General features: G+C 64.4%; 20 protein-coding genes. 12 read left to right on the plus strand and 8 right to left on the minus strand.

The genetic code is table 11. The annotated features are described in order from the left end of the window. Positions 1 to 242: 242 nt before the first annotated feature. Both ACLV74_RS16660 and ACLV74_RS16665 read right to left on the minus strand, forming a co-directional pair. On the minus strand, positions 243 to 2,393 hold the full coding sequence (locus ACLV74_RS16660; RefSeq protein WP_411880517.1) for a DUF6600 domain-containing protein: 2,151 nt from the start codon (positions 2,391 to 2,393) through the stop codon (positions 243 to 245). A gap of 162 nt (positions 2,394 to 2,555) precedes the next feature. Continuing rightward, on the minus strand, positions 2,556 to 2,867 hold the full coding sequence (locus ACLV74_RS16665) for a cupin domain-containing protein (RefSeq protein ID WP_092130131.1): 312 nt from the start codon (positions 2,865 to 2,867) through the stop codon (positions 2,556 to 2,558). A gap of 156 nt (positions 2,868 to 3,023) precedes the next feature. On the opposite strand from ACLV74_RS16665, the gene ACLV74_RS16670 reads away from it, so the two are divergent. The 8 genes from ACLV74_RS16670 to ACLV74_RS16705 all read left to right on the plus strand — a co-directional run bounded on the left by ACLV74_RS16670 (position 3,024) and on the right by ACLV74_RS16705 (position 10,307). Then, positions 3,024 to 3,857, plus strand: a complete 834-nt coding sequence (locus tag ACLV74_RS16670) for an aldo/keto reductase (RefSeq protein WP_411880518.1) — start codon at positions 3,024 to 3,026, stop codon at positions 3,855 to 3,857. A gap of 169 nt (positions 3,858 to 4,026) precedes the next feature. Further along, complete coding sequence (locus ACLV74_RS16675; protein ID WP_411880519.1) at positions 4,027 to 4,989, plus strand: Bug family tripartite tricarboxylate transporter substrate binding protein; 963 nt, start codon at positions 4,027 to 4,029, stop codon at positions 4,987 to 4,989. A gap of 179 nt (positions 4,990 to 5,168) precedes the next feature. Further along, positions 5,169 to 5,885 carry a GntR family transcriptional regulator gene (locus ACLV74_RS16680; RefSeq protein WP_411880520.1) on the plus strand — a complete coding sequence of 239 codons (717 nt, stop codon included), beginning with the start codon at positions 5,169 to 5,171 and terminating at the stop codon, positions 5,883 to 5,885. Between the two features lie 25 nt (positions 5,886 to 5,910). Next, the gene (locus ACLV74_RS16685) at positions 5,911 to 6,939 is read left to right on the plus strand and encodes a tripartite tricarboxylate transporter substrate binding protein (protein ID WP_411880521.1); all 1,029 of its coding nucleotides are present in this window, start codon (positions 5,911 to 5,913) and stop codon (positions 6,937 to 6,939) included. A 16-nt stretch (positions 6,940 to 6,955) separates the two neighbouring features. Further along, entirely contained in the window at positions 6,956 to 7,801 is an 846-nt protein-coding gene (locus ACLV74_RS16690; protein ID WP_411880522.1) for an amidohydrolase family protein, read from the plus strand. Between the two features lie 122 nt (positions 7,802 to 7,923). Then, positions 7,924 to 8,085 carry a hypothetical protein gene (locus ACLV74_RS16695; RefSeq protein ID WP_411880523.1) on the plus strand — a complete coding sequence of 54 codons (162 nt, stop codon included), beginning with the start codon at positions 7,924 to 7,926 and terminating at the stop codon, positions 8,083 to 8,085. A gap of 165 nt (positions 8,086 to 8,250) precedes the next feature. Then, positions 8,251 to 9,288, plus strand: a complete 1,038-nt coding sequence (locus ACLV74_RS16700; protein WP_411880524.1) for a hypothetical protein — start codon at positions 8,251 to 8,253, stop codon at positions 9,286 to 9,288. Next, complete coding sequence (locus ACLV74_RS16705) at positions 9,285 to 10,307, plus strand: hypothetical protein (protein WP_411880525.1); 1,023 nt, start codon at positions 9,285 to 9,287, stop codon at positions 10,305 to 10,307. Before ACLV74_RS16700 ends, ACLV74_RS16705 begins: the two co-directional genes overlap by 4 nt. Before the next feature lie 35 nt (positions 10,308 to 10,342). On the opposite strand, the gene ligK is transcribed toward ACLV74_RS16705, so the two are convergent. Both ligK and ACLV74_RS16715 read right to left on the minus strand, forming a co-directional pair. Beyond that, on the minus strand, positions 10,343 to 11,032 hold the full coding sequence (gene ligK / locus ACLV74_RS16710) for a 4-carboxy-4-hydroxy-2-oxoadipate aldolase/oxaloacetate decarboxylase (RefSeq protein WP_411880526.1): 690 nt from the start codon (positions 11,030 to 11,032) through the stop codon (positions 10,343 to 10,345). A gap of 2 nt (positions 11,033 to 11,034) precedes the next feature. Then, a complete protein-coding gene (locus ACLV74_RS16715) occupies positions 11,035 to 12,063 on the minus strand; it encodes an amidohydrolase family protein (protein ID WP_411880527.1) in 1,029 nt (342 codons plus the stop codon). 218 nt (positions 12,064 to 12,281) lie between these two features. Between ACLV74_RS16715 and ACLV74_RS16720 the strand changes: the two genes are divergently transcribed. The 3 genes from ACLV74_RS16720 (at position 12,282) to ACLV74_RS16730 (ending at position 15,691) form a co-directional block, all read left to right on the plus strand. Further along, positions 12,282 to 13,613, plus strand: a complete 1,332-nt coding sequence (locus ACLV74_RS16720; protein ID WP_411880528.1) for a LysR family transcriptional regulator — start codon at positions 12,282 to 12,284, stop codon at positions 13,611 to 13,613. A 152-nt stretch (positions 13,614 to 13,765) separates the two neighbouring features. After that, positions 13,766 to 14,419 (plus strand): helix-turn-helix domain-containing protein, encoded by a 654-nt coding sequence (locus ACLV74_RS16725; RefSeq protein WP_411880529.1) that lies wholly within the window; start codon positions 13,766 to 13,768, stop codon positions 14,417 to 14,419. 3 nt (positions 14,420 to 14,422) lie between these two features. After that, positions 14,423 to 15,691: a type II toxin-antitoxin system HipA family toxin gene (locus ACLV74_RS16730; RefSeq protein WP_411880530.1), complete on the plus strand. Its 1,269-nt coding sequence runs from the start codon at positions 14,423 to 14,425 to the stop codon at positions 15,689 to 15,691. A gap of 34 nt (positions 15,692 to 15,725) precedes the next feature. Here the strand turns inward: ACLV74_RS16730 and ACLV74_RS16735 are convergent, their stop codons facing one another. The 3 genes from ACLV74_RS16735 to ACLV74_RS16745 all read right to left on the minus strand — a co-directional run bounded on the left by ACLV74_RS16735 (position 15,726) and on the right by ACLV74_RS16745 (position 18,074). Beyond that, the gene (locus ACLV74_RS16735; RefSeq protein WP_411880531.1) at positions 15,726 to 16,460 is read right to left on the minus strand and encodes a nucleotidyl transferase AbiEii/AbiGii toxin family protein; all 735 of its coding nucleotides are present in this window, start codon (positions 16,458 to 16,460) and stop codon (positions 15,726 to 15,728) included. Then, positions 16,447 to 16,983 (minus strand): hypothetical protein, encoded by a 537-nt coding sequence (locus ACLV74_RS16740; protein WP_411880532.1) that lies wholly within the window; start codon positions 16,981 to 16,983, stop codon positions 16,447 to 16,449. The genes ACLV74_RS16735 and ACLV74_RS16740 overlap by 14 nt, the downstream gene beginning before the upstream one ends. A 128-nt stretch (positions 16,984 to 17,111) precedes the next feature. Then, positions 17,112 to 18,074: a LytR/AlgR family response regulator transcription factor gene (locus tag ACLV74_RS16745; RefSeq protein WP_411880533.1), complete on the minus strand. Its 963-nt coding sequence runs from the start codon at positions 18,072 to 18,074 to the stop codon at positions 17,112 to 17,114. Between the two features lie 111 nt (positions 18,075 to 18,185). On the opposite strand from ACLV74_RS16745, the gene ACLV74_RS16750 reads away from it, so the two are divergent. Further along, the gene (locus ACLV74_RS16750; RefSeq protein ID WP_411880534.1) at positions 18,186 to 18,491 is read left to right on the plus strand and encodes a hypothetical protein; all 306 of its coding nucleotides are present in this window, start codon (positions 18,186 to 18,188) and stop codon (positions 18,489 to 18,491) included. Between the two features lie 137 nt (positions 18,492 to 18,628). On the opposite strand, the gene icmF is transcribed toward ACLV74_RS16750, so the two are convergent. Next, entirely contained in the window at positions 18,629 to 21,952 is a 3,324-nt protein-coding gene (gene icmF / locus ACLV74_RS16755) for a fused isobutyryl-CoA mutase/GTPase IcmF (RefSeq protein ID WP_411880535.1), read from the minus strand. Between the last annotated feature and the right edge of the window lie 172 nt (positions 21,953 to 22,124).

The following is a 22,124-nucleotide window of genomic DNA, read 5'->3' on the forward strand; positions in this document are numbered from 1 at the left end:
GGTAGTTTTGCGTCATGGGCAACCCTGAGTCCGCCCGCAAAACGCCCTCATGGCGTTGTTGCGCCGCCTTGCCGTGCTGGTGCACTGTCTGCGGCGGCGCGCCTAGCCCTGAGGGCGTTGTGCGAGCGGACTCCGCGCTTCTTGCTTGCGGTGGGGGAGGGGGCAGCCCTCGCTTCGCGGGCTGCGGCGGCGCGCTTGGCAGGACGGGCTTTGGCGAACGGCCTCTGCCCTCGCGTCGCGGGCTAGGGCGGGGACGGTTCGCGGTTGCGGCCCGGGCTGCCATCGCCGCGGGGCTGCTGCTGGCGGGTGTTTTGCTGGTCGCGCTGGGCCTGCTCGCGCAGGGCGCGGCTGCCTATGGATTCTTCGCCGAGGCGGCGTTGCTGTTCCAGTTGCGGGGCTTGCAGTTGTTCCTGCTGAATCCTCTGCTGGCGTTGCTGTTCGCGCTGGGCTTGTTGCTGGCTGCGCTGGGCCTGTTCGGCGGCGTGGCGGCTGGCGGTGGCTTCGGCGTTGGTCGCCTGGGCGCGTTCCTGGGCCTCGCTGCGGGCGCGGGCGTCGCGCTGGGCCTGTTCGCGCAGGGCGCGGGTGCCTATGGCTTCTTCACCCTGGCGGCGTTGCTGTTCCAGCTGGGGGGCTTGCAGCTGCTCCTGTCGTGCCCTCTCCTGGCGTTGCTGTTCGCGCTGGGCTTGCTGCTGGCTGCGCTGGGCCTGTTCGGCGGCGTGGCGGCTGGCGGTGGCTTCGGCGTTGGCCGCCTGGGCGCGTTCCTGGGCCTCGTTGCGGGCGCGCGCGTCGCGCTGGGCCTGCTCGCGCAGGGCGCGGGTGCCTATGGCTTCTTCACCCTGGCGGCGTTGCTGTTCCAGCTGGGGGGCTTGCAGCTGTTCCCGCTGAGCGCGCTGGCCGTCCCGGCGGTCGTCGCGCTTGCTGACGACCGGCCGAACCGCGACGTTGGGCGGTGGCAGGGCGTTGGCGGCCGCGGGGCGCTGCCGCTCGCGCATCTCGGCCGGGCTGGGGCGCTGCGGCAGGGCGGCGCGGTCCGCGACCAGCTGGGCGCGGCCCAGGTCGGCGCTGCTCAAGGTGTGCGGGTTGCCGCGCACCGGCCGGCCGCGCTCGAAGTCCTCGCGGCTGACGGCGGTGACGGCGCCAGGCTGGCGCTGGTAGCGGTAGACGTTGGTGATATTGGTGGTGTTGACGGTGTTGTGGACCACGATGTTGTGGTTCACCTGGGTGACGTAGCGCGGGCTCACGCGGTAGGCCGGGCGGAAGGCCTCGCCGGGCGCCAGCGGGAACCAGCCCACGCCGGGGCGCGCCGCGCCGCCTATGGAAATGTTCCAGCTCACGCCGCCGCTGCCGCCGCCCACAAAGGCGACCAGCGCGGGGGCATAGACCGGGCGCGGCGCCAGCCGGCCCGGCACCCAGGCCCAGCGCGGGCCGATCTGCGCCCAGCGGCCGTAGTGAAAGGGCGCAAAACCCCAGGGCGCGTCGTCCACCCAGGTCCAGCCCCAGGGCGAAACCCAGGCCCAGTGGCCCACCCGGTAGGGCGCCCAGTTGGCGGGCACGGCGTGCGGTATCCAGACGGCGCCGTAGCTGGGGTCCTGGCTCCAGTTGCCGTAGCTGTCGAGCTGCTGGTAACCCACGGTTTCGCGCGGCACGTAGCGCGCCGACACGGACTGGTCTTCGAGCCGGTCGCGGCTGGCGGCCCACTGGTCGAAATCATCCTGCCGTGTGGCGCCGGGGCCGGCCGGCGCAAGTTGCGTGCCGGTGAAGTTGGCCTGCTGCCCGCTGGCCAGGTTGACGGAGGCCGAGCCGTCGCCGTAAATCACGCCGCCGCCCGACTGCGCGACCACGCGAGTGGTATTGCCGGCCGGGTCCACGTCCAGGCGGTAGTCGCCGGGCTGCGACACCACAAACGCCAGGTTGGGCGTGTCGACTTCGAGCCGCTGGCCTTCAAACAGGGTGCGCACGCGCAGCTTGAGCGTGCCCTGGGCCAGGCGCAGCTGGGTGCTGTTGTCGTCCAGCGCGAGCAAATCCAGGCTGGTCTGGCTGTTCATGCGCACGGCGGTGGAGCCGGCATAGACCTCTGCGCGGGCCAGGGGCCCGGTCCACAGCCTGTCGCCGGCGGTCAGCGGCCGGTTGGGTTCCGCGAGCGACCAGGCATCGCCGGCATCGCCCGGTGCAAAACTCACGCTGCCTTCGGCCAGGTTGAGCCGGGCCACGCGGCCTGGCGGGTCAAGCGCCTCGCCTTGCGGCGCGGACTGCGCCCAGACGACGGGCTGCAGCAAGGCCAGCACAAAGGCGAGCACCAGCAGCGCGAGGTACCAGTAAAGGTCGGAAAAGCGAAAGCCCCGGAACGCGGGGCCGGTGGTGTCGTTGCCTGGATGGATGTCGGTGCTGGTCATGGCGCACGCCCTCTTTATGTCGTTGGGACCACCATACCTATCCCACGGTGCCCCAAGATGGAGGGAGTGCTAACAGGCGGTAAAGAGTGCGTGATTTTCAGGGGCGATGAAACAGTGTGTAATGCCCGGAAAAAAGAGACCGGGCAGCGGGCGGGGGACGTTTCAGTCGCTGCCCTCCACTTCCACCACCAGCACGCGCGCTTCGCCGACCGGCGAGGCGACGTGCTCGGTGCCGGCGCTGGCGAAAAAGATGTCGCCGGTTTCCAGCATGACCGAGCATTGGCCGCAGTTGTCGCGGTAGCGCATCTCGACGCGGCCGTCGAGCACGGCAAACACTTCTTCGCCCTCGTTGATGTGCCATTTGTAGGGCTTGTCGGTCCAGTGCAGCCGGGTGGTGATGCCCTGCATATTCGCCACCGTCATCGCGCCCCAGGCGCGTTCGGCGGTGAAATCCTTGCTTCGAATGATCTTCATGTCGGTTCTCCAACGGGTAGGCGCGTGGCGCGGTGAAAGCCATGCCATGCTACGTCGCGGGGCCGCCGCAAACATGAATTCTTCGGCCTCCATTGATTCCATAAGCGCATCACTGACATGTGCCGGCATCGACCCCGCGGCGCTAAGATGCTTCGCATGAAAACCGTATTGCTGCCCTGCGGCGAAGCCGTCCCCGCCCTGGGCATGGGCACCTGGAACATGGGCGATTCGCGGTCGCGGCGCGCCGGTGAACTCGCCACCTTGCGGCTGGGCCTGGACCTGGGCTGCACACTCGTCGACACCGCGGAGATGTATGGCGAAGGCCTGTCCGAGGACTTGGTCGGCGAGGCGCTGCAAGGGCGCCGCGATGAAGCCTTTATCGTCACCAAGGTGTATCCGCACAATGCCTCGAAGGCCGGTGTGGCGGCGGCCTGCGAGCGCAGCCTGAAACGGCTGCGCACCGACCGCATCGACCTTTACCTGCTGCACTGGCGCGGCTCGGTGCCGCTGGCGGAAACCCTGCAGGCCTTCATGGCGCTGCAAAAGGCCGGCAAGATCCGGCACTACGGCGTCAGCAACCTGGACATCGCCGACATGAAAGAGCTGTGGGCCCAGCCCGGCGGGCAGGGTGTGCAGGCCAACCAGCTGCTTTACAACCTTTCGCGCCGCGGCATCGAGTGGGATTTGCTGCCCTGGCTGCGCGAGCGGCGCATTCCCGTCATGGCCTATTCCCCGATCGAGCAGGCGCGCCTGCTGCGCCATGCGGGCCTGGCCGGCTTCGCCAAACGCCACGGCATGCCGCCGGCCCAGGCCGCGCTGGCCTGGCTGCTGGCGCAGGAAGGCGTGATCGCGATTCCCAAAACCGGCCATCCTGATCGCTTGCGCGAGAACGTCGCGGCGGCGGAGGTTGAGCTCAGCGGCGAGCAGCTTGCGGAACTCGATGCACTTTTCCGGCCGCCGTCAAAGGCTGTGCCGCTGGAGATGATCTAGGCATCGCCGGCCACGAAGCCTGCCGCCGCCGATCACGGCTGCGGCCCCCAGGCATGCCCTTATCTTGTATAGACAGGCCGGGAATAAAATCATCGGTCAATCCGGCTGCGGCGGGCGTGTCTTTCCTTCACGCCTTATGCTTGCAAGCCCCATAAGGAGACTTTTCCCCATGCTTCGCAAGATCCTGTCCTTCATCGCCCTCGCACTGGTGCTCTGCGCCGCGCAGGCCCAGACCTACCCGGCCAAACCGATTCGCCTGATCGTGCCCTTCCCGCCCGGCGGCGGCACCGACATCCTGTCGCGCCTGGTGGCCAACAAGCTCACCGAGGTGAGCAAATGGACGGTGATTCCCGACAACCGCGGCGGCGCCGGCGGCACCATAGGCATTGCCGAGGCCGTGCGCTCGGCGCCCACCGGCTATGACATGGTCATGGGCCAGAAGGACAACCTGGTCGTCGCGCCCTGGCTTTACAAAAACCTGAGCTACGACCCGACGAGGGACCTGGTGGCCGTGGCCCACGTGGCCTACACGCCGGTCGTCATCGTGACAGGCGTGCAGTCGCGCTTCAAGACCCTGGCCGACGTGGTGGCCGCCGCCAAGGCCGCGCCCGACAGCATCACCTACGGCTCGCCCGGCAACGGCACGACGATTCACCTGGCCGGCGAAATCTTCAACAGCGCCGCCAACATCAAGCTGCGCCACGTGCCTTACAAGGGTTCCAACCCGGCCATGATGGACGTGCTGGCCGGCAATGTGGACCTCATGGTGTCTTCGCTGCCCTCGGCCATCGCCCAGATCAAGTCCGGCAAACTGCGCCCGCTGGCCGTCACCTCGGCCCGCCGCAGCACCTCGCTGCCCGACGTGCCCACCGTGGCCGAACTCGGCTACAAGGACTTTGACGTCAGCACCTGGTACGGCCTCTTCATGCCGGCCGGCACGCCCAAGGACATCGTGGCCACGGTCAATGCCGAGGTCAACAAGCTGCTGGCCACGGCCGACATGAAAGCCGCCATCCACGCCCAGGGCGCTGAAGTGCAAAACATGACGCCGGACCAGTTCTCCAGCCTGCTCAAGACCGACTACGTGAAATGGAAGAGCATCGTGCAGGCTTCCGGCGCTACCATCGAATAACGCGTTTCAAGACTCCGCATCAAGGCGGCGCCCGTTCCGGGCGCCGCCTTTTTTTCTGGCGCGCCGGCAAACGCCCCGTGAAAACCCCGAGAGCCGGTGGCGTGAACGCATGACATGATCAAGTCATCTATAGGACTAGATCAATCATCGCAACGCCTGCAATACCCTGCCTGACCGTGGTGCCCGCCGAACCGGGCCAAAGCCGCTATGCCGCGCTGGCCGCCGCCCTGCGCGCGCGCGTGGTGGCGGGCGAATGGCCGCCGGGCAGCGCCTTGCCGGCCGAGCAGACGCTGTCCGCAGAGCATGGTGTGGCACTGGGCACCTTGCGCCGCGCGCTGGAGTTGCTCGCCGACCAGGGGCTGATAGAGCGCATCCACGGCCGCGGCACTTTTGTGCGCGCCGGCATGGCGGGCGCCACCATGATGCGGTTTTTCCGCTTCGGCAAGGGCACGGGCGAAGTGCCTGTCTCGCGCATCGCTTCGCGCCAGTTGCTGGCGGCGCCCGCCGAGGTGGCGCGCCGCCTGGGCCTAGCGCGCGGCGACACCGCGTTGCGGCTGCAACGCGTGCGCTCGCTGTCGGGCGAGCCCTGTGTTTATGAGGAGATCTGGCTGCCGCTGGCGCTGTTTGGCGGCCTGGCCGAGGGCGACGCGCAAAGCTGGGGCGACCTGCTGTACCCCATGTTTGCCGAGCGCTGCGGCGTGCACGTGGCCCGCGCGGTCGATGAAATCGCCTTCGGCGCGCTGACGGCGGCGCAGGCAAAATTCCTGGCCCTGCCCGCCGGCCATCCCTGCGCGCTGGTCACGCGCTGCGCCTACGACCTGGCCGGCCATTGCGTCGAAGTGCGCTACACGCGCGGCGACGCCCACGCCTTTCACTACACCGTCGCCATCACCTGAACCCATCATTACAACCGGAGGAACCATGCCGCACAGCGCCAAAAACCATCCCATCGCGGCCCGGCCGCTGAACCGCTCCCGCCGCCTCATGCTGCAGGCCACGGGCGCGGCCGTCGCCGCACCCTGGGCCTTCGCCGCCCGGGCGGCGGGGCAGATCGCCGGCGGCAAGCCCATCACGCTGGTGGTGTCCTATGCCGCCGGCGGCGGCGCCGACCTGATGGCGCGCCTGATCGCGCCGCGCATGGCGGAGTTTTTGGGCCAGAGCGTGTTGGTCGACAACAAGCCCGGCGCCGGCGGCCAGATTGCCGCGACCCAGGTGGCGCGCGGCGTGCCCGACGGCACCCAGCTGCTGGTCGATGCCTCATCGTTTGCCGTCAATCCCGCGCTTTATCCCAAGCTGCCCTATGACACCGAAACGGCCTTCGCGCCGCTGGCCGTGCTGGCGCAGTTTCCCAACGTGCTGGTGTGCACGCCGGGCTTTGAAGCCAAAAGCGTCAAGGACCTGATCCGCCTGGCCAGGGCCAAACCGGGGCAGATCGCCTACGCCTCCTCGGGCAACGGCTCGGCCCAGCACCTGGCCGGCGCGCTGTTTGAGGACCTGGCCGGCGTCAAGCTGGTGCACGTGCCTTACCGTGGCGGCGGCCCGGCCATGAACGACGTGATGGCCGGCCAGGTGCCGCTGTTCTTCGCCAACGTGGCTTCCTCGCTGGGGCAGATCCAGTCGGGCCGGTTGCGTCCGCTGGCGGTGACCAGCCGGCGCCGCACGCGCTCGCTGCCCGACATGCCGACCATGGAAGAGGCCGGCGTGCCGGCCTACGAGGTGCTCGAATGGAACCCGGTGCTGGCGCCCGCCGGCATAGATGCCAGGTCCAAGGCCGCGCTGATTGCCGCCATCCGCAAGACCATGGCCGACCCCGAGGTGCTGGGCCGCATCCGCAGCCTGAGCGGCGAGGTGTTCCCCGACGGCCCCGAAGGCCTGACGCAGGCATTCCTCAAAGCCCAGCAGCTCAAATGGGGCCGCATCGTCAAGGACCGCAAGATCACCGCGGGTTAAGGGGGAGGTTTTAGCCATGCAGGATGCAGCGATAGACCGGGTGGCGCCTTGCTGGGACAGCCACGTCCATGTGTTCGATGCCCAGGCAGCGGTGGCCGAGGGCCATTACCGGCCCGCGCACAGGCCGCTGGCGGACATCGAAAAACTGGCCCGCACCAACGGCTTCGGCCACCTGGTGCTGGTGCAGCCCAGCGTGTACGGCACCGACAACAGCGTGCTGCTCGATGCCCTGGATGCCGGGCAGGGCCGGCACCGCGGCGTGGTGGTGCTGCCTCCCTCGGTCGACGATGCGACCCTGGCCGCCATGCATGCGCTGGGCGTGCGCGGCGTGCGCTTTAACCTGGTGTCGCCCGTCGGCGCCAGCCTCACGCCGGGAGATGCCCAGGAAGGGCAAAGCGCCCTGGACAGCTTCAAGGCCCTGGCGCCGCGCCTGCGCGAACTCGACTGGCACGTGCAGTGGTATGCCTCGCCCCGGGACCTGCCCGTCATCGCGGCCCTGCATGCGGGCAGCCCGGTGCCGGCGGTGCTGGACCATCTCGCGGGCATGCACCCCGGCGTGCCGGGCGGCCACCCGGCCTGGCAGGCACTGGAACAGCTCGCCGCGCAGGGTGCCTGGGTCAAACTCTCGGGCTGGTACCGCCTGGGCGCCACGGCGCCCTATGAGGCGCTGGACGCTACCCTGCTGAAGGTGGCGGGGCTGTTCGGCCGGCACCTGGTCTGGGGCTCCGACTGGCCGCACACCGCCTTTACACCCGACGCGCTGCCGGCCTATGCCAGCACCTGGGAGCCCGTGGTGCGCGCGCTGACGGCGGCCCAGAAGCAGGACGCCTGGGAGCAGGCGCCGGCCGCCTTGTATGCCTGAGAGTTTTTAACCGTCCAACGGCCCGGTTCAGGCCGCGAACGGGTTCTATAAGCCCCGATCGGGGCTGCGGACCCGGAGTGGCTTAAAATCACGGGCTACGCCATTTTTAACCGGAGTCTTCCATGTCCAAGAAAATCAGAGTCGAAGCCGACATCTGCGCCCCCAAACCCGTGCCGCCCAAGGGCTTCACCATCACGACCGGCCGCGGCCAGAAGATCAGCCTGGAGCGCGGCTCGCACACCCGCAGCAAAAAGAACCCAGGCAAGCGCCCTCACCAGGGTTGAGCCGGCTTGGCTGATGCGGCCCACAGGCTGCATCCATAAAAAAAGCGCCTCTTCAGGCGCTTTTTTTATGGCCAAAACGGTTGGGAGGTCGGTGAATTAGGTTCGATGCGGCATCCAATCGAGATAAAAACTCCTCTTGATGAAGACGGCCATGATGTTTAATCCGTGGATAACGTCAACGGGGGGTATCGAAAAATGTTGTCCAGAATTGCCGTTTTCTTGGCATTGATCCTGGGGTTGGGATGTTTTTCCATTTCAAGCGCCCAGCAGCTTGCAAATCCGATTGCAACAAGGCAAATAGGAACGCCGAACGCATTCCCGATGGCGACCTACAAAAACATCAGAGTGCAGGATTTGAATCAAATCCTGACTGATTCGTTTGTGGAATCCGGCTTCACCCTGCTTGCCGCCAAAAAAGACGCAGACAGCGCCACAATTTTTCGATTTTCTTATCCCGTGGACAAGAATGGCAAATACGGCGTTGTGATTTTTGGATTCAAGGTAGACGGCACTGTTGTCAATGGCCGGTGCATGAATTGTTTTTTGCGATGGGGAAAAATACAGGACGAAGCGGACATCGGGAAATTTCCATGGATGGTCCAGTACGATCTGAGCAGCAGGCTCTACCCGGACATCGACCAAGCGTATTCGTCAGTCAAAAGCAAATCCCTGAACTACCTGGATCCCCAGCGCGGTTTTGATTACAAAAACGCATGGGGCGGAGAGCGTAATCGCTGGGCTTACGACAACTCCTACGTCAATGTCAAACTGCTGGATCTGAAGCGGGAGTGGGTCCGTGCCCTCACGGATGCCGGTTTCATCCTGTTGCGCGACAGCAATCCTGCCGCCGATGCCTCTGATTCTGTTGTGACATTTTCATTTCCCATCGACGGCGATAAACCTGGCGGGGTGGTCTATTCCATTCAATTCCGGAGCCAGTTTGATGCCGATGGGCTTTGCTACCCTTGTGAATCCAGCCCGTGGTATGACCCCTACCAGACATTGCCGCCCGCTGGTTTATCTGCCATGCCCGGCAGGCTGACGCTGGCTTCGCGGTTTGAGGCCGGCCTCAACAGCGCATACGAGCAGATCAAGGCGTCGACGGAACGCAATCTTCGGCCAAGAACCCAATTCACCCGGCCGCCAAAATACGTCCCCCCGGGCTCAACGCGGCCACCTCCCGTTATTCTGCCGGTGACATGAACCCGCGCTGGCCGGTGGGTACCGCCAATCGTGGCCCCTTTCTCTACGGGCCACGATTTGACGGGCTGTTCCTCTTTGGCACGGTCGGCATCGCGCTGGTCCTGGGCGCATTGGCGACGATCTCGCCCGCGATGTTTGTGGCGGTGGTGCTGGTGGACATCTGGTTGTTTGCCAGCCCCCACGTCATTGCCACCTATACCCGGATCGGGTTTGACAAAGCCCACATCAAAAGGCACTGGTTCCTGATTTTTGGTTTGCCGCCCGTCGTGCTTGTCCTGGTCACCATGGTGGCGCTGGCCTATGAGCTGGGCGGCCTGTTCACCCTGTACTTTATTGCCCAGACCTACCATGTCGCCCGGCAGTCCTTCGGTATTTCAAGAGCGTACAGAAGGGCTGACCCGCAAGCAGCCGGCCCTGATCGTTTGTCTGAAACCCTGATCTACCTCTTTCCGCTGTGGGGCTTGATGCACCGGTGCACAACGGCTCCCGACTCCTTTTATGGCTATCCCATTTACCTTCCACCCGTCGACGCCGCGCTGACAGGCGCGACAGGTATTGTCACCATCTTTGTTTGCGCATGGTGGGGCTACCGGCAAGTACGCCTTGCGATGGCTGGGCGGCTCAAGGCGGGGCATAGCCTGTTTGTGGCATCGCACCTGCTCGTCACAGCCGTCGCCTACCTGTGGGTCACCGACATCACCTCGGGTTGGCTGGTGGTGAATATCTGGCACAACCTGCAATACCTGCAGTTTGTCTGGCTGCAAAACGTTCGCCGTGATGCACAAGGGCGCCTCGACACCCAGAAGCTTCACCGCCTCGTGAAGCCATTCAAAAACGCGGGCAAATACCTCGCCCTTTGCCTGGTGCTGGGCGCGGTGATGTACGAAGCGCTGTCGGTGGCCGGCCGGCAACTGCTCTGGCTGGGCATGCCCACCGTGTTCATCCTGCATTTCACCGTGAACTTTCATCACTACCTGGTGGACGGTGTGATCTGGAAACGGCGCAAGCCCGCGGCTTGACGCGGCCCCCTCGTCTACGCCGCCGGGTTTAAACCTCAGTCGATGTAGCGCAGCCCGGCCTTGGCCAGCGGCTCGCGCATGCCGTACATGTCCAGGCCCAGCACGCCGGCGGCCAGCCTGGCGCGTTTGGCGACTTCATTGGCTTCGCGCGCCTCGGCCGCATCGGCCACCTGCTGCGCCAGCGCGGCGGGCACGACCACCACACCATCAAGGTCGGCAATCACCACGTCGCCCGGGTTCACCATCGCGCCCGCGCACACCACGGGCACGTTCACCGAGCCCAGCGTGGCCTTGATCGTTCCCTTGGCATGGATGGCGCGGCTGAACACCGGGAAGTCCATGGCGGTCAGGTCCTTGATGTCGCGCACGCCGCCGTCTATGACCAGGCCCTTGCAGCCGCGCGCGCGGAAGGAGGTGGCCAACAGGTCGCCGAAGAAACCGTCGGTGCTGTCGGCGGTGCAGGCTGCCACCACCACGTCGCCGGGCTGAATCTGTTCGGCGGCGACGTGCATCATCCAGTTGTCGCCCGGCTGCAGCAGCACGGTGACGGCGGTGCCGCACAGGTGGGCGCCGGTGTAGATGGGGCGTATGGTGGGATTCATCAGGCCCAGCCGGCCCATGGCCTCATGGACGGTGGCGACGCCGAAGCGCGAGAGTTTTTGCACGGCCGCCGCATCGGCGCGGGTGATGTTGCGGCGTACCACGCCGAGTTCCTGGGTGCTCATGGTCAAAGTCCTTTGGCTTTCAGCGCGGCGTCCAGCCGCGGGTAGACGCGCCGCGCATTGCCTTCGTAGACCTTGTGGCGGTCTTCAGCGCTGAGCAGTGGCGCGGCCTCGATGTAGCGTTGCGTGTCGTCGAACGCAAATCCCGTTTCCGGGTCTATGCCCCGCACGGCGCCAATCATTTCGCTGGCGAACAGGATGTTGTCCACCGGGATCACCTTGGTCAGCAGGTCTATGCCCGGCTGGTGGTAGACGCAGGTGTCGAAGAAGATGTTGTTCAGCAGGTGGTCTTTCAGCAGCGGCTTTTTGAGCTCCTGTGCCAGGCCGCGAAAGCGCCCCCAGTGGTAGGGCACGGCGCCGCCGCCGTGGGGGATCACAAAGCGCAACTGGGGAAAGTCGGTGAACAGGTCCGAAGTCAGGCACTGCATGAAGGCCGTGGTGTCGGCGTTCAGGTAGTGCGCGCCCGTGGTGTGGAAGCAGGCGTTGCAGCTGGTGCTCACGTGCACCATGGCCGGGATGTCGTACTCCACCATTTTTTCGTAGATCGGGTACCAGTAGCGGTCGGACAGCGGCGGCGATGTCCAGTGCCCGCCCGAAGGATCCGGGTTCAGGTTGATGCCGACAAAACCGTAGTCCCTGACGCAGCGCTCCAGCTCGGGGATGCAAGTGCGGATGTCGACGCCCGGCGACTGCGGCAGCATGGCCGCACCTATGAAGTTGTCGGGGAAGAGTTGCGCCACGCGGTGGCACAGCTCGTTGCAGATCGCGGCCCAGGTCGCGCTGGTGTTGAAGTCGCCGATGTGGTGGGCCATGAAGCTGGCGCGCGGCGAAAAAATCGTCAGGTCGCTGCCGCGCTCGCGCATCTTGCGCAGCTGGTTCTGCTCAATCGATTCACGCAGTTCGTCGTCGCTGATCTTCAGTTCGGCCGGCGAGGGCGCCTGCGCCGGGTCTTTGAGGCCGGCGACCTGGCGGTTGCGCCAGTCTTCCAGGGCTTTGGGGGCGGTCGTGTAGTGGCCGTGGCAGTCGATGATCACGCTGGGGCTTTCTGTGGAGTGGATGTAAACGTTTGCCGGCCGCTGTTCGCAAAGAAAGGGACCGGCACGGACCTTGGCATGGCTTTGATTGTGGGCGGGCAGCGGCGCTTGCGGCTTGATTTCCGCTTGCTATGCGTTCTTGTTTGTTTATCGATGAAACAAGATTCTGGAGCTGCTTGTTCTTGCCTCCAGTTGTGGGATCGCGGAAGATAGGTTTTGTGCCTCGCAAAAAACTTATCGACCAGCCCATGGGTAACCCCAACCCGGCGGCGTGGAGCATCAACCTGCGCCACCTGCAGGCCTTCTCGGCCGTGGCGGCCGCCGGCAGCGTAACCCAGGCCGCCGAGGCGCTGTTTCGCGTGGCCTCGGCGGTCACGCGCGCGGTGGCCGAGCTTGAAGCCAGGCTGGGCGCGCCGCTGTTCGAGCGCAAGGCGCGCGGCATGCTGCTCAACGGCTTCGGCCAGGCCGTGCTGCCGCGCGCCCGGCGGGTCGAGCGGGAGTTCGCGGCCGCCTGCGCTGAACTGGCGGGGCTCCAACCGGCCGGCGCGGGCGCGGTCGACGCGCGCGCCTTGCTGGCCGCGATGTTCAGCGGCCAGCGGCTGGCCGTGTTCGCCAGCCTGGCCGAGCTGCACAACATGCCCGCCGTAGCCCGCGCCTTCGGCATCACCCAACCGGCCATCAGCGCCCTGGTGCGCGAGCTGGAAGCCCGCTTCGGGCTGGCGCTGTTTGTGCGCTCCGCCCGGGGCGTCACGCCCACGCGGGCTGGCACGGCGCTGGCCTTCCGTTTCAAGCGCGCGCTGTCCGAACTGCGCAGCATCGATTCAGACCTCGCCGCGATTCGCGGCGTGGTGCAGGGCCAGGTGGTGGTCGGCGCCTTGCCGCTGGGGCGAACCCTCATCGTTCCCTCGGCGATTGCCGCGCTGGTCGCGCAGCACCCCCAGCTTCACGTCAGCACCGTCGAAAGCCCTTATGAAGCGCTGGCCTCCGCGCTGCGCAGCGGCGACATCGATTTCATCCTGGGCGCGCTCAGGCCGGCGCAGGACACCCCGGAGTTCGTGCAGGAGGCCTTGTTCGACGACCGCATCTCGCTGATCGTGCGCGCCGGCCACCCGCTGGCGCGCGCGCGGCGAATCGGCTTTGAGGCCCTGCGCCGCACCCAGTGGGTGCTGTCGCGCCCCGGGTCGCCGTCGCGCGAGCTGTTCGAACGCTCCTTCCGCGAATCGTCGCAGCCGTCCCCCGTGCCGGCGGTGGAAACCGGCGACCTCGCCATCCTGCGCGGCCTGCTGCTGCAAAGCGACATGGTCACGGCGATCTCGGCCCACCAGCTGCATTACGAGATCGACGCGGGCGCGCTGGTGGTGCTCGACTTTCCGCTAGCCAAGACCCAGCGCCAGATCGGGGTGACGCAGCGCGCCGGCGCGCTGGCGTCGCCGGGGGCGCGGGCCTTGATTGCGGAGATTCGGAAGGTGGTGGGGCGGGAATTGACGGGTAAAGATATTCGGCTTCAGGCGGCTCGGCCAATCGCTGATGTGAAGGGCTTGGCCCAGTAAGCATGGCGCTGAGTCAATCAATTGCGTTGAATTATGGCGATTTAATCTTCATAAGGCCATAATATTGACACTTTAAAAATTTAGTGAACATGAAAACTAAAAATGTAAATATTTTGTTGTTTTTGACGAAAAATAACTAATATATCTATCTTATGGCTAAAAAAACCGCTCCTCTGCTACCAGCCTCAGCCGGGCTGCTGCGGCAGTTCGGTGATCGCCTGCGCTTGGCGCGGCTACGCCGGCGCTTGCCTGCCAAGCAGGTGGCGGAACGCGCCGGCATGGCGCCCATGACCTTGCGCAGCCTGGAGCGCGGGGGGGCGGGCGTCACCATGGGTGCTTACCTGGCGGTCATGCAGGTGCTCGGTATCGAAAAAGACCTCAACCTGCTCGGCCAGGTCGACGCCGTCGGCCGCGAACTGCAGGATGCGCAGTTGCCCGCACGTGCCAGGACGACGCGGCCAGCGACGCCGCCGGCAGACAAACAATCAGAGACGGCCAAGCTGCCGATACCAGGTGACGATGTCACGGCGGAACTCCGCCGTGCGATCGAAAAACTGCCAGCGGAACAACTGCGCGAGTTATTCAGTTCCTTGCCGGGCGAGCAGATGCAAAAGGCGCTCGCCGCGATGTCACCCTCCCCAGCGCACGAGGAGCGGGACCGGTTGGAGTCTCCGCCCAATGAAGGCCAGACCTCGCCGATGGCGTCGGAAGATGTGCGGGACTGGATCAGCAAAGGTGACTTCGCCAGTTCTGAGGCGCTGGCCGACCTGCTCGACCCCTCGGCGCCGCTAAAGAAGGTGCGTTGACGCATGCCCGCGACCATCGCCGTCTACGCGCACTGGGCCGGGCTCGCGCAGCCGCTGCGCCTGGGATTGCTGCATGCCCGGCGCGGGGCGGGCCGGGAAGTCTTCGAGTTCGAGTTTGATGCCGCCGCGCTTGCGCACCCCGCCACCCGGAATCTTCACCTGGATCCCCGGCTTGGCCTCTTTGAAGGGCGGCAACATCCGCCGCAAGGCCACGATAACTTCGGCGTGTTCGCCGATGCGAGCCCCGATCGTTGGGGCCGCTTGCTGATGCGCCGCCGGCTGGAGCGCGCGCAACGGGCCGGGCAGGTTGCCCAGGCCGCGCGCCTGCACGAATCAGATTACCTTTTGGGCGTGCACGATGCCTACCGCTCCGGCGCCTTGCGTCTGCGCCTCAATGATGAAGGTGATTTTCTCGACAACCAGGGCGGTACGGCCGCACCGCCGTTCGTACAGCTGCGGGAACTGGAAGCGGCCAGCCTGGCGCTGGAGCGGGACGAAGACAACACCTCGGCCGCAGGCGGCGAATGGCTGCGCATGCTGATCGCGCCCGGCGGCTCGCTGGGCGGCGCGCGTCCCAAAGCCAGTGTGGCCGATCCGCAGGAACAGCTGTGGATTGCCAAGTTCCCCAGCGTGCGCGATGAACACGACGTGGGTGCCTGGGAACTGGTGGTGCAGACCCTCGCCAGGGGATGCGGGCTCGCCGTGCCGCAAAGCCTGGCGCGCAAATTCGCAAGTCCGCACCACACCTTTCTTGTCCGGCGATTCGACCGCACACCGCAGGGGCGGCTTCATTTCGCCTCGGCGATGACGCTTACCGGCCGTCTGGACGGAGACGATGGTTCAGCGGGCGCGAGCTATCTGGAGATCGCCCAGGTCCTGATAGAGCACGGGGCGCAAACCGACGCCGACCTGCGTGAGCTTTGGTCGCGCATCGTGTTCAACATGCTCGTCTCCAACACCGACGACCATTTGCGCAATCACGGCTTTCTACTCGTGCCCGGCAAGGGCTGGCGCTTGTCCGAGGCCTACGACATGAACCCTGTGCCCGGGTCGCATGGCCTGAAGCTCAACGTCAGCGAGGCCGACAACGCGCTGGACCTCGATCTCGCGCAATCCGTCGCGCCTTTTTTCCGGGTCTCGAAGAAGATTGCGGACGACGTCATCGCGCGCAGCCGGACCGTGGTGCAGCAGTGGCCCAGAATCGCCGGCAGCCTGCATATCCCTCCCCGGGAGCAGGAGCGGCTGGCCGCGGCGTTCAGGCTCGCCGGTTGAGCGGGCTTTAAGCGTCCGCGCGCATGGCCGTCAGCTAAAGCGGGGCGCCGGGGCTTTCCTGCAGCAGCGCCGAAGCTTTTTTCATCGCAACATCTTCTTCAATTTGCCCTTTGAGCCCGATGAAGTATTTTTGCATCTGGGCGAGGGTGGGCGGGTTGGGCAGCAGGGTGTCGTACCCCTCATCCGACTCGGGGATCGAATCCTTGCACATCCTCTGCATGGCAATGTCGAACTTCATCGGAACGCCGGCTTCTTCAAAAGCAGCGTAGAAGTCGGCGGGTTTGAAGTAATTTCCCGTGAGGAGCACATACATGTCCAGCCAGTCGCGCGACTTGGTCCGGTTGGCGCACGCTATGCATTTCAGTTTGAAGATCTCGTGCAGCGTGGCGAGCCTCGGCCTGTCTTCCAGGCCCGGCAGCAGAAGTGCCGACACTTCAGGGTCGGGCGCGACCAAGGTCAGTTTGACCGTGTCGGCCACGATGTAGTCCTGCATGTAGTCCCAATAGTCCATGCCGGTATCTTCGAACTCCCTGACGCCGACAATGCTGTCATTCGCCACGAAATGAAAGCCTGCCTCGCCCGCCATCCGGAGCAGTCCGTCGATTTGCCGGCGAGGCAACCTGGTCTGCGGAATCATGAAGTCCAGGTCCTCGCTGATCCGGTGATTGAGGTGGATGGAGAGCGCCGTTCCCCCGACCAGCACAAACCCTCTCAGCGCGCGATTGGCCTGCAGGTATTGCCAGAGGCGTTCGGTATCAGGCCTGAGCACGGCGTATGCCCTTTTCGATGTTGCGAAGCATTTTTTCCAGTGCCGCACCGGACTCGGTGGATGGTTTGAGTTCACCGGTCGCATGAAGTGCTTCGAGCTGTTTTTGAACAAAAGGGCTTCCGTATTCCAGCACCGCTTGCAGGACCGGCGCGTAGTTGCCTTTCTTCAAAGCGTTTCTCACAAGCGCCTCCGGTTTCGGGGACCTGCTTGACCACGACAAGCCCCACCTTGGATTTGAGAGTGGCAGGTCGGCGGATTTTTTGGACTCTCGCGATGGAATTGCAGGTGCCGTCTGGCGCTGGAACTCAGGCCGCCTTTGCGGGTGCTGAACGGTCAATTCCAGGCCTGCCGCCTGCGCAAGTGCGGCAAGCGTTTGAACCTCCATGGACCTTCTTTTCTTGGACCTGGACAGGGTCTCAGGGGCCAGTCCTGCGACCTCGGCCAGCTTTGACTGGTCCATGCCAACCCTTCTGGCTGCGCTCAGCACGTCTTCCAGAAGCGATTGGTGAATTGCCTTGTCCATAAGACTAGGTTAAAGAGAGTTGACCTATAAGTCAATTCTGATTTGACTTTTCCAGCTGAAGAGGCCTTCCAACGCCTCGACTACATACAGACGCCCGGAGCTTGCTGCCCTCCGGGCATTCCCGCCAGTCAGTGCCTGGAGAGGTGGGGGAAACCGTCCCGAAACAGGTGCTCACAAGATCGGGAGACGGGGAGTTTTTCGTCACGGTCACGGAGGTGGACGATGAGTCGTCCAAGCTCATCGCGCTTTGCGATATTCATGTGAGAGATGTTCAGAATCATCCCGCGATGAATCCGCCAGAACTCACTTCCATTCAGCTTGGGCATTACGCTTGAAATGCCCTCTCTCAGCAGCCCCTCCTGGTTCTTGAGTACCACCCGGGTGTATTTGCGCTGCGCCTGGAAGTACCGTACTTCGCTGAGCTGGGTCAGTACAACGTCTTGCCCCTTGAGCATGAGCAAGGAATTGGCAGCGCTTGCACCAGCATTGGCGCCGCCGGATTGCGCCGCAAGAAAAGCCTCCACCTTGCGTATGGCCTGCTCAAGTCGCTCGGCCCTGACGGGCTTGACGACGAGATCCAGGGCGTCGCAGCTAAAAGCCTCAGCAGCATACGATGGGTCGCCCGTTACAAAGATGACGGGACAGCTTTGATGCATGCCGCGCAGAATTTCCAGCGCCGTTTTTCCGGAAAAGTGCACATCCAATATCGCTAGAGACGGGTCCAGGTTTTCTAGCGCGCGCTCCAATTCAATGGAAGACGTTACCTCCGCAACTATTCGCCAATCCGGGCGCAGGCGGCGGACCATCTTCGAGAGATGTGCCAGCTGTCCGGGACCGTCCTCCGCAAGTAATACCGTTAATGCTTCTGTGCGCATTTTTTCCTCTGCAAATGAATGGATGGACTGAACTTCAAGGAACGGTGACAGAAGAAGTCCGGCAGGAACGAGATGACAAGACTCACCCTGAAAACCGGGCTTTCGCAGATCCTTTTCAGATTCTGCCCTGAAGAAACTATTGGCTTGCACTGCGCATGGCGAGGCGGCGGGGCCCCAGTGCTTTTTTCTATTCTTCTCTGGATTTTTGGGAGGCATGGCTCCCAGATGACCGCAAGTTGAGCTGTTGCGAGCCCCGCCACACGTTGCCGCGCCGCTGTCATGCCGCCCGAGGTTTGGGTAAAGGAGGCAATGCCCAGGAGAAATATCATGGCCGTAAGCAGTCGCCAAAAAAAAGCCAGGGCACCGCGGCGCGGCTCGCTATTTTTTTTTAAATCCCCATTTACTGCGCACTTTTTCATCATTCGCCTCCTTGCTTCCGGTCGCCTTGTTACGGGTGAACTCCAGGGGGACCATCCTGAAGTTGAAGCAACGATATGCAAATGGCGCGTTGTCAGGCAAAACAGGAACGAACAGGCCAATGAGCGGAACGAATGGCTGCCGGCAGGAACCAACTCCACCCAATGCGCATCGGTAAGGGGATTCTGGGCGCCGGGCTATTTCTATTCGGCTTGAATTTGACCGCGCGAATGCTTCTTGAGGGGGCGCGGTTCACTCGGGTTGGCCTGATCGCAAGCCGATGATGCTGGTCATCAAGCCGCGGAATTGGTGGCTTGTCCGACGCGGGCAGCGTCTTGAACTCCCGGCCGGTCCTACATATTCCGCCGGTACTGCCCACCCACCTCAAACAACGCATTCGTGATCTGCCCCAGCGAGCAGACGCGCACGGCTTCCATCAGCACTTCGAAGACGTTGAGGTTTTCGATCACGGCCTGCTGCAGGCGCTTGAGCATGGCCGGTGATTCGGCGGCGTGGCGGCGGTGGAAGTCGTCCAGGCGCTTGAGCTGGTTCTGCTTTTCCTCTTCGGTGGAGCGGGCCAGTTCGAGCTTGTCCTGCACGACTTCACCGTGCGGGTTGCGGAAGGTGTTGACGCCGATGATGGGCAGCTCGCCGGTGTGCTTGAGCATCTCGTAGTGCATGGACTCGTCCTGGATGCGCCCGCGCTGGTAACCGGTTTCCATGGCGCCCAGCACGCCGCCGCGCTCGGCGATGCGTTCGAACTCGAGCAGCACGGCTTCCTCGAGCAGCTCGGTGAGCTCTTCGATGATGAAAGCGCCCTGCGAGGGGTTCTCGTTCTTGGCCAGGCCCCATTCGCGGTTGATGATGAGCTGGATGGCCATGGCGCGGCGCACCGATTCCTCGGTCGGCGTGGTGATGGCTTCGTCGAATGCATTGGTGTGCAGCGAGTTGCAGTTGTCGTAGATTGCGATCAGCGCCTGCAGCGTGGTGCGTATGTCGTTGAACTGGATTTCCTGCGCGTGCAGGCTGCGGCCCGAGGTCTGGATGTGGTACTTGAGCTTCTGGCTGCGCTCGTTGGCGCCGTATTTTTCCTTCATGGCCACGGCCCAGATGCGGCGCGCGACGCGGCCCATCACGGTGTATTCCGGGTCCATGCCGTTGCTGAAGAAAAAGCTCAGGTTGGGCGCGAAATCGTCGATGTGCATGCCGCGCGCCAAATAGGCTTCGACAAAGGTGAAACCATTGGACAGCGTGAAGGCCAGTTGGCTGATGGGGTTGGCGCCGGCCTCGGCGATGTGGTAACCGCTGATGGAAACGCTGTAGAAGTTGCGCACGCGGTTGTGCACGAAGTACTGTGCGATGTCGCCCATCACCTTGAGGCTGAACTCGGTCGAGAAAATGCAGGTGTTCTGGCCCTGGTCTTCTTTCAGGATGTCGGCCTGCACCGTGCCGCGCACGTTTTCCTGCACCCACTCGCGGATCTTGGCGGCCTCGGTGGCCGTCGGGTCACGGCCGTTGTCCTTTTTGAACTTTTCCAGGTTCTGGTCGATGGCCGTGTTCATGAACATGGCCAGGATGCTGGGCGCCGGGCCGTTGATGGTCATGGAGACCGAAGTCGACGGGTTGCACAAATCAAAGCCGTCGTACAGCACCTTTATGTCGTCCAGTGTGGCGATGGACACGCCCGAGTTGCCGACCTTGCCGTAGATGTCGGGCCGCACGGCCGGGTCGTTGCCGTAGAGCGTGACCGAGTCGAAGGCGGTGGACAGGCGCTTGGCGGCCATGCCTTCGCTGAGCAGCTTGAAGCGGGTGTTGGTGCGGAAGGGGTCGCCTTCGCCGGCGAACATGCGGGTCGGGTCCTCGCCCTCGCGCTTGAAGGCGAAGGTGCCGGCGGTGTAAGGGTAGCTGCCGGGCACGTTGTCCAGCATCAGCCACTTGAGGATCTCGCCGTGGTCTTCATACTGCGGCAGCGCCACCTTGCGGATGGTGGTGCCGGAGAGGGACTTGGTGGTCAGCGCGGTGCGGATTTCCTTGTCGCGGATTTTCACGACGTATTCATCGCCGGCGTAGGCGGCCTGCATGGCTGGCCATTGCGCCAGCAGGGCGCGCGCGTCGCCGTCCATGCGGGTATCGCGGCCTGCGGCCAGTTCCAGCACGGCCTCTGCGGCCGGGGCGCGTTCGGGTTTGCTCTCGGTGAGCATGGCGGCTGACGCCTTGAGTTGCTGCACTTCGCGCGCCAGCTGGGCCTGCGCGCGGGCGCGCTTTTTGTAGCCGCGTACGGTGTCGCTGATTTCGGCCAGGTAGCGCGTGCGCGCGGCGGGCACCACGGGTGTCTGGTTGGTGCTGTGGCGCACACCGGCCTCGGGCAGCACACCGCCTTCAAGCGCCAGGCCCAGCACGGCCAGGCGCGGCTTGAGCGCCTGGTAGAGCGCGGTCACGCCGTCGTCATTGAAGCGCGCGGCCATGGTGCCGAAGACGGGCATCTTGTCGGTCGGCGTGCCCCAGGCTTCCTTGTTGCGCTGCACCTGCTTGGAAACGTCGCGCAGCGCGTCGAGCGAGCCCTTGCGGTCGAATTTGTTGATGGCGATGAACTCGGCGAAGTCCAGCATGTCAATTTTTTCGAGCTGGCTGGCCGCGCCGAACTCGGGCGTCATCACGTACATGGGCACGTCCACATGCGGCACGATGGCGGCATCGCCCTGGCCTATGCCCGAGGTCTCGACGACGATGAGGTCAAAGCCCGCGCATTTGCAGGCGGCGATCACGTCGGGCAGGGCCTGGCTGATTTCAGAGCCGAAGTCGCGCGTGGCCAGCGAGCGCATGAACACGCGCTGGCCGCTGTCGGCGTTCTTTTGTCCGGCGAGCGGAACGGCCCAGGGATTGATGGCGTTCATGCGGATGCGGTCGCCTAGCAGGGCGCCGCCGCTTTTGCGGCGCGAAGGGTCGATGCTGATGACTGCCACGCGCAGCTTGTCGTTCTGGTCCAGGCGCAGGCGGCGTATCAACTCGTCCGTCAGCGAGGACTTGCCGGCGCCGCCGGTGCCGGTGATGCCGAGCACGGGGATCTTGCGAGTCGCAGCTTGCGTGCGTACCTTGTCGACCAAGGCTGAATCTGCTTTTCCGTTCTCCAGCGCAGTGATGAGTTGGGCAAGGGCTCGCCAGTTCATCTCGCCGTGGCCTTCAATGGCCTCGACGGTTTTGGGTGCGAAGCCGGTCAGGTCCTTGTCGCAGCGCATGACCATCTCGCCGATCATGCCGGCCAGGCCCATCTTCTGGCCGTCTTCGGGGCTGTAGATGCGGGTGACGCCGTAGGCGTGCAGTTCGCGGATTTCGGGCGGCACGATCACGCCGCCGCCGCCGCCGAAAACCTGGATGTGCTCGCCGCCGCGGCTTTTGAGCAGGTCGACCATGTACTTGAAGTACTCGACGTGCCCGCCCTGGTAGGAGCTGATGGCGATGCCCTGCGCGTCTTCCTGCAGGGCGGCCGTCACGACTTCGTCGACGCTGCGGTTGTGGCCCAGGTGGACCACCTCGGCGCCCATGCTTTGCAGGATGCGCCGCATGATGTTGATGGCGGCGTCATGGCCGTCGAACAGGCTGGCCGCCGTGATGAATCGCACCTTGTGGGTGGGGCGGTAGCTGGCGAGCGCTTTGTATTCAGCGGACATGTCGGTCATGCGTGTCTCCGGGCGGGCGGCGGGGCCCGCTGATCTGTGATCTGTTGAATTGACGTTTACGTAAACGTCAATCTTAGCCGGTAAGCCGGCGCCGATCAAGTGTGCGCCTGGAGCGTGGCGGCGCCAATGAAAAAGGGCGCCTCCGGGCGCCCTTTCGTTCAAAGAAGGAGCC

The sequence above is a fragment of the Polaromonas sp. YR568 genome (assembly GCF_943369415.1).
In the GTDB taxonomy this organism is placed as follows: domain Bacteria; phylum Pseudomonadota; class Gammaproteobacteria; order Burkholderiales; family Burkholderiaceae_C; genus Polaromonas.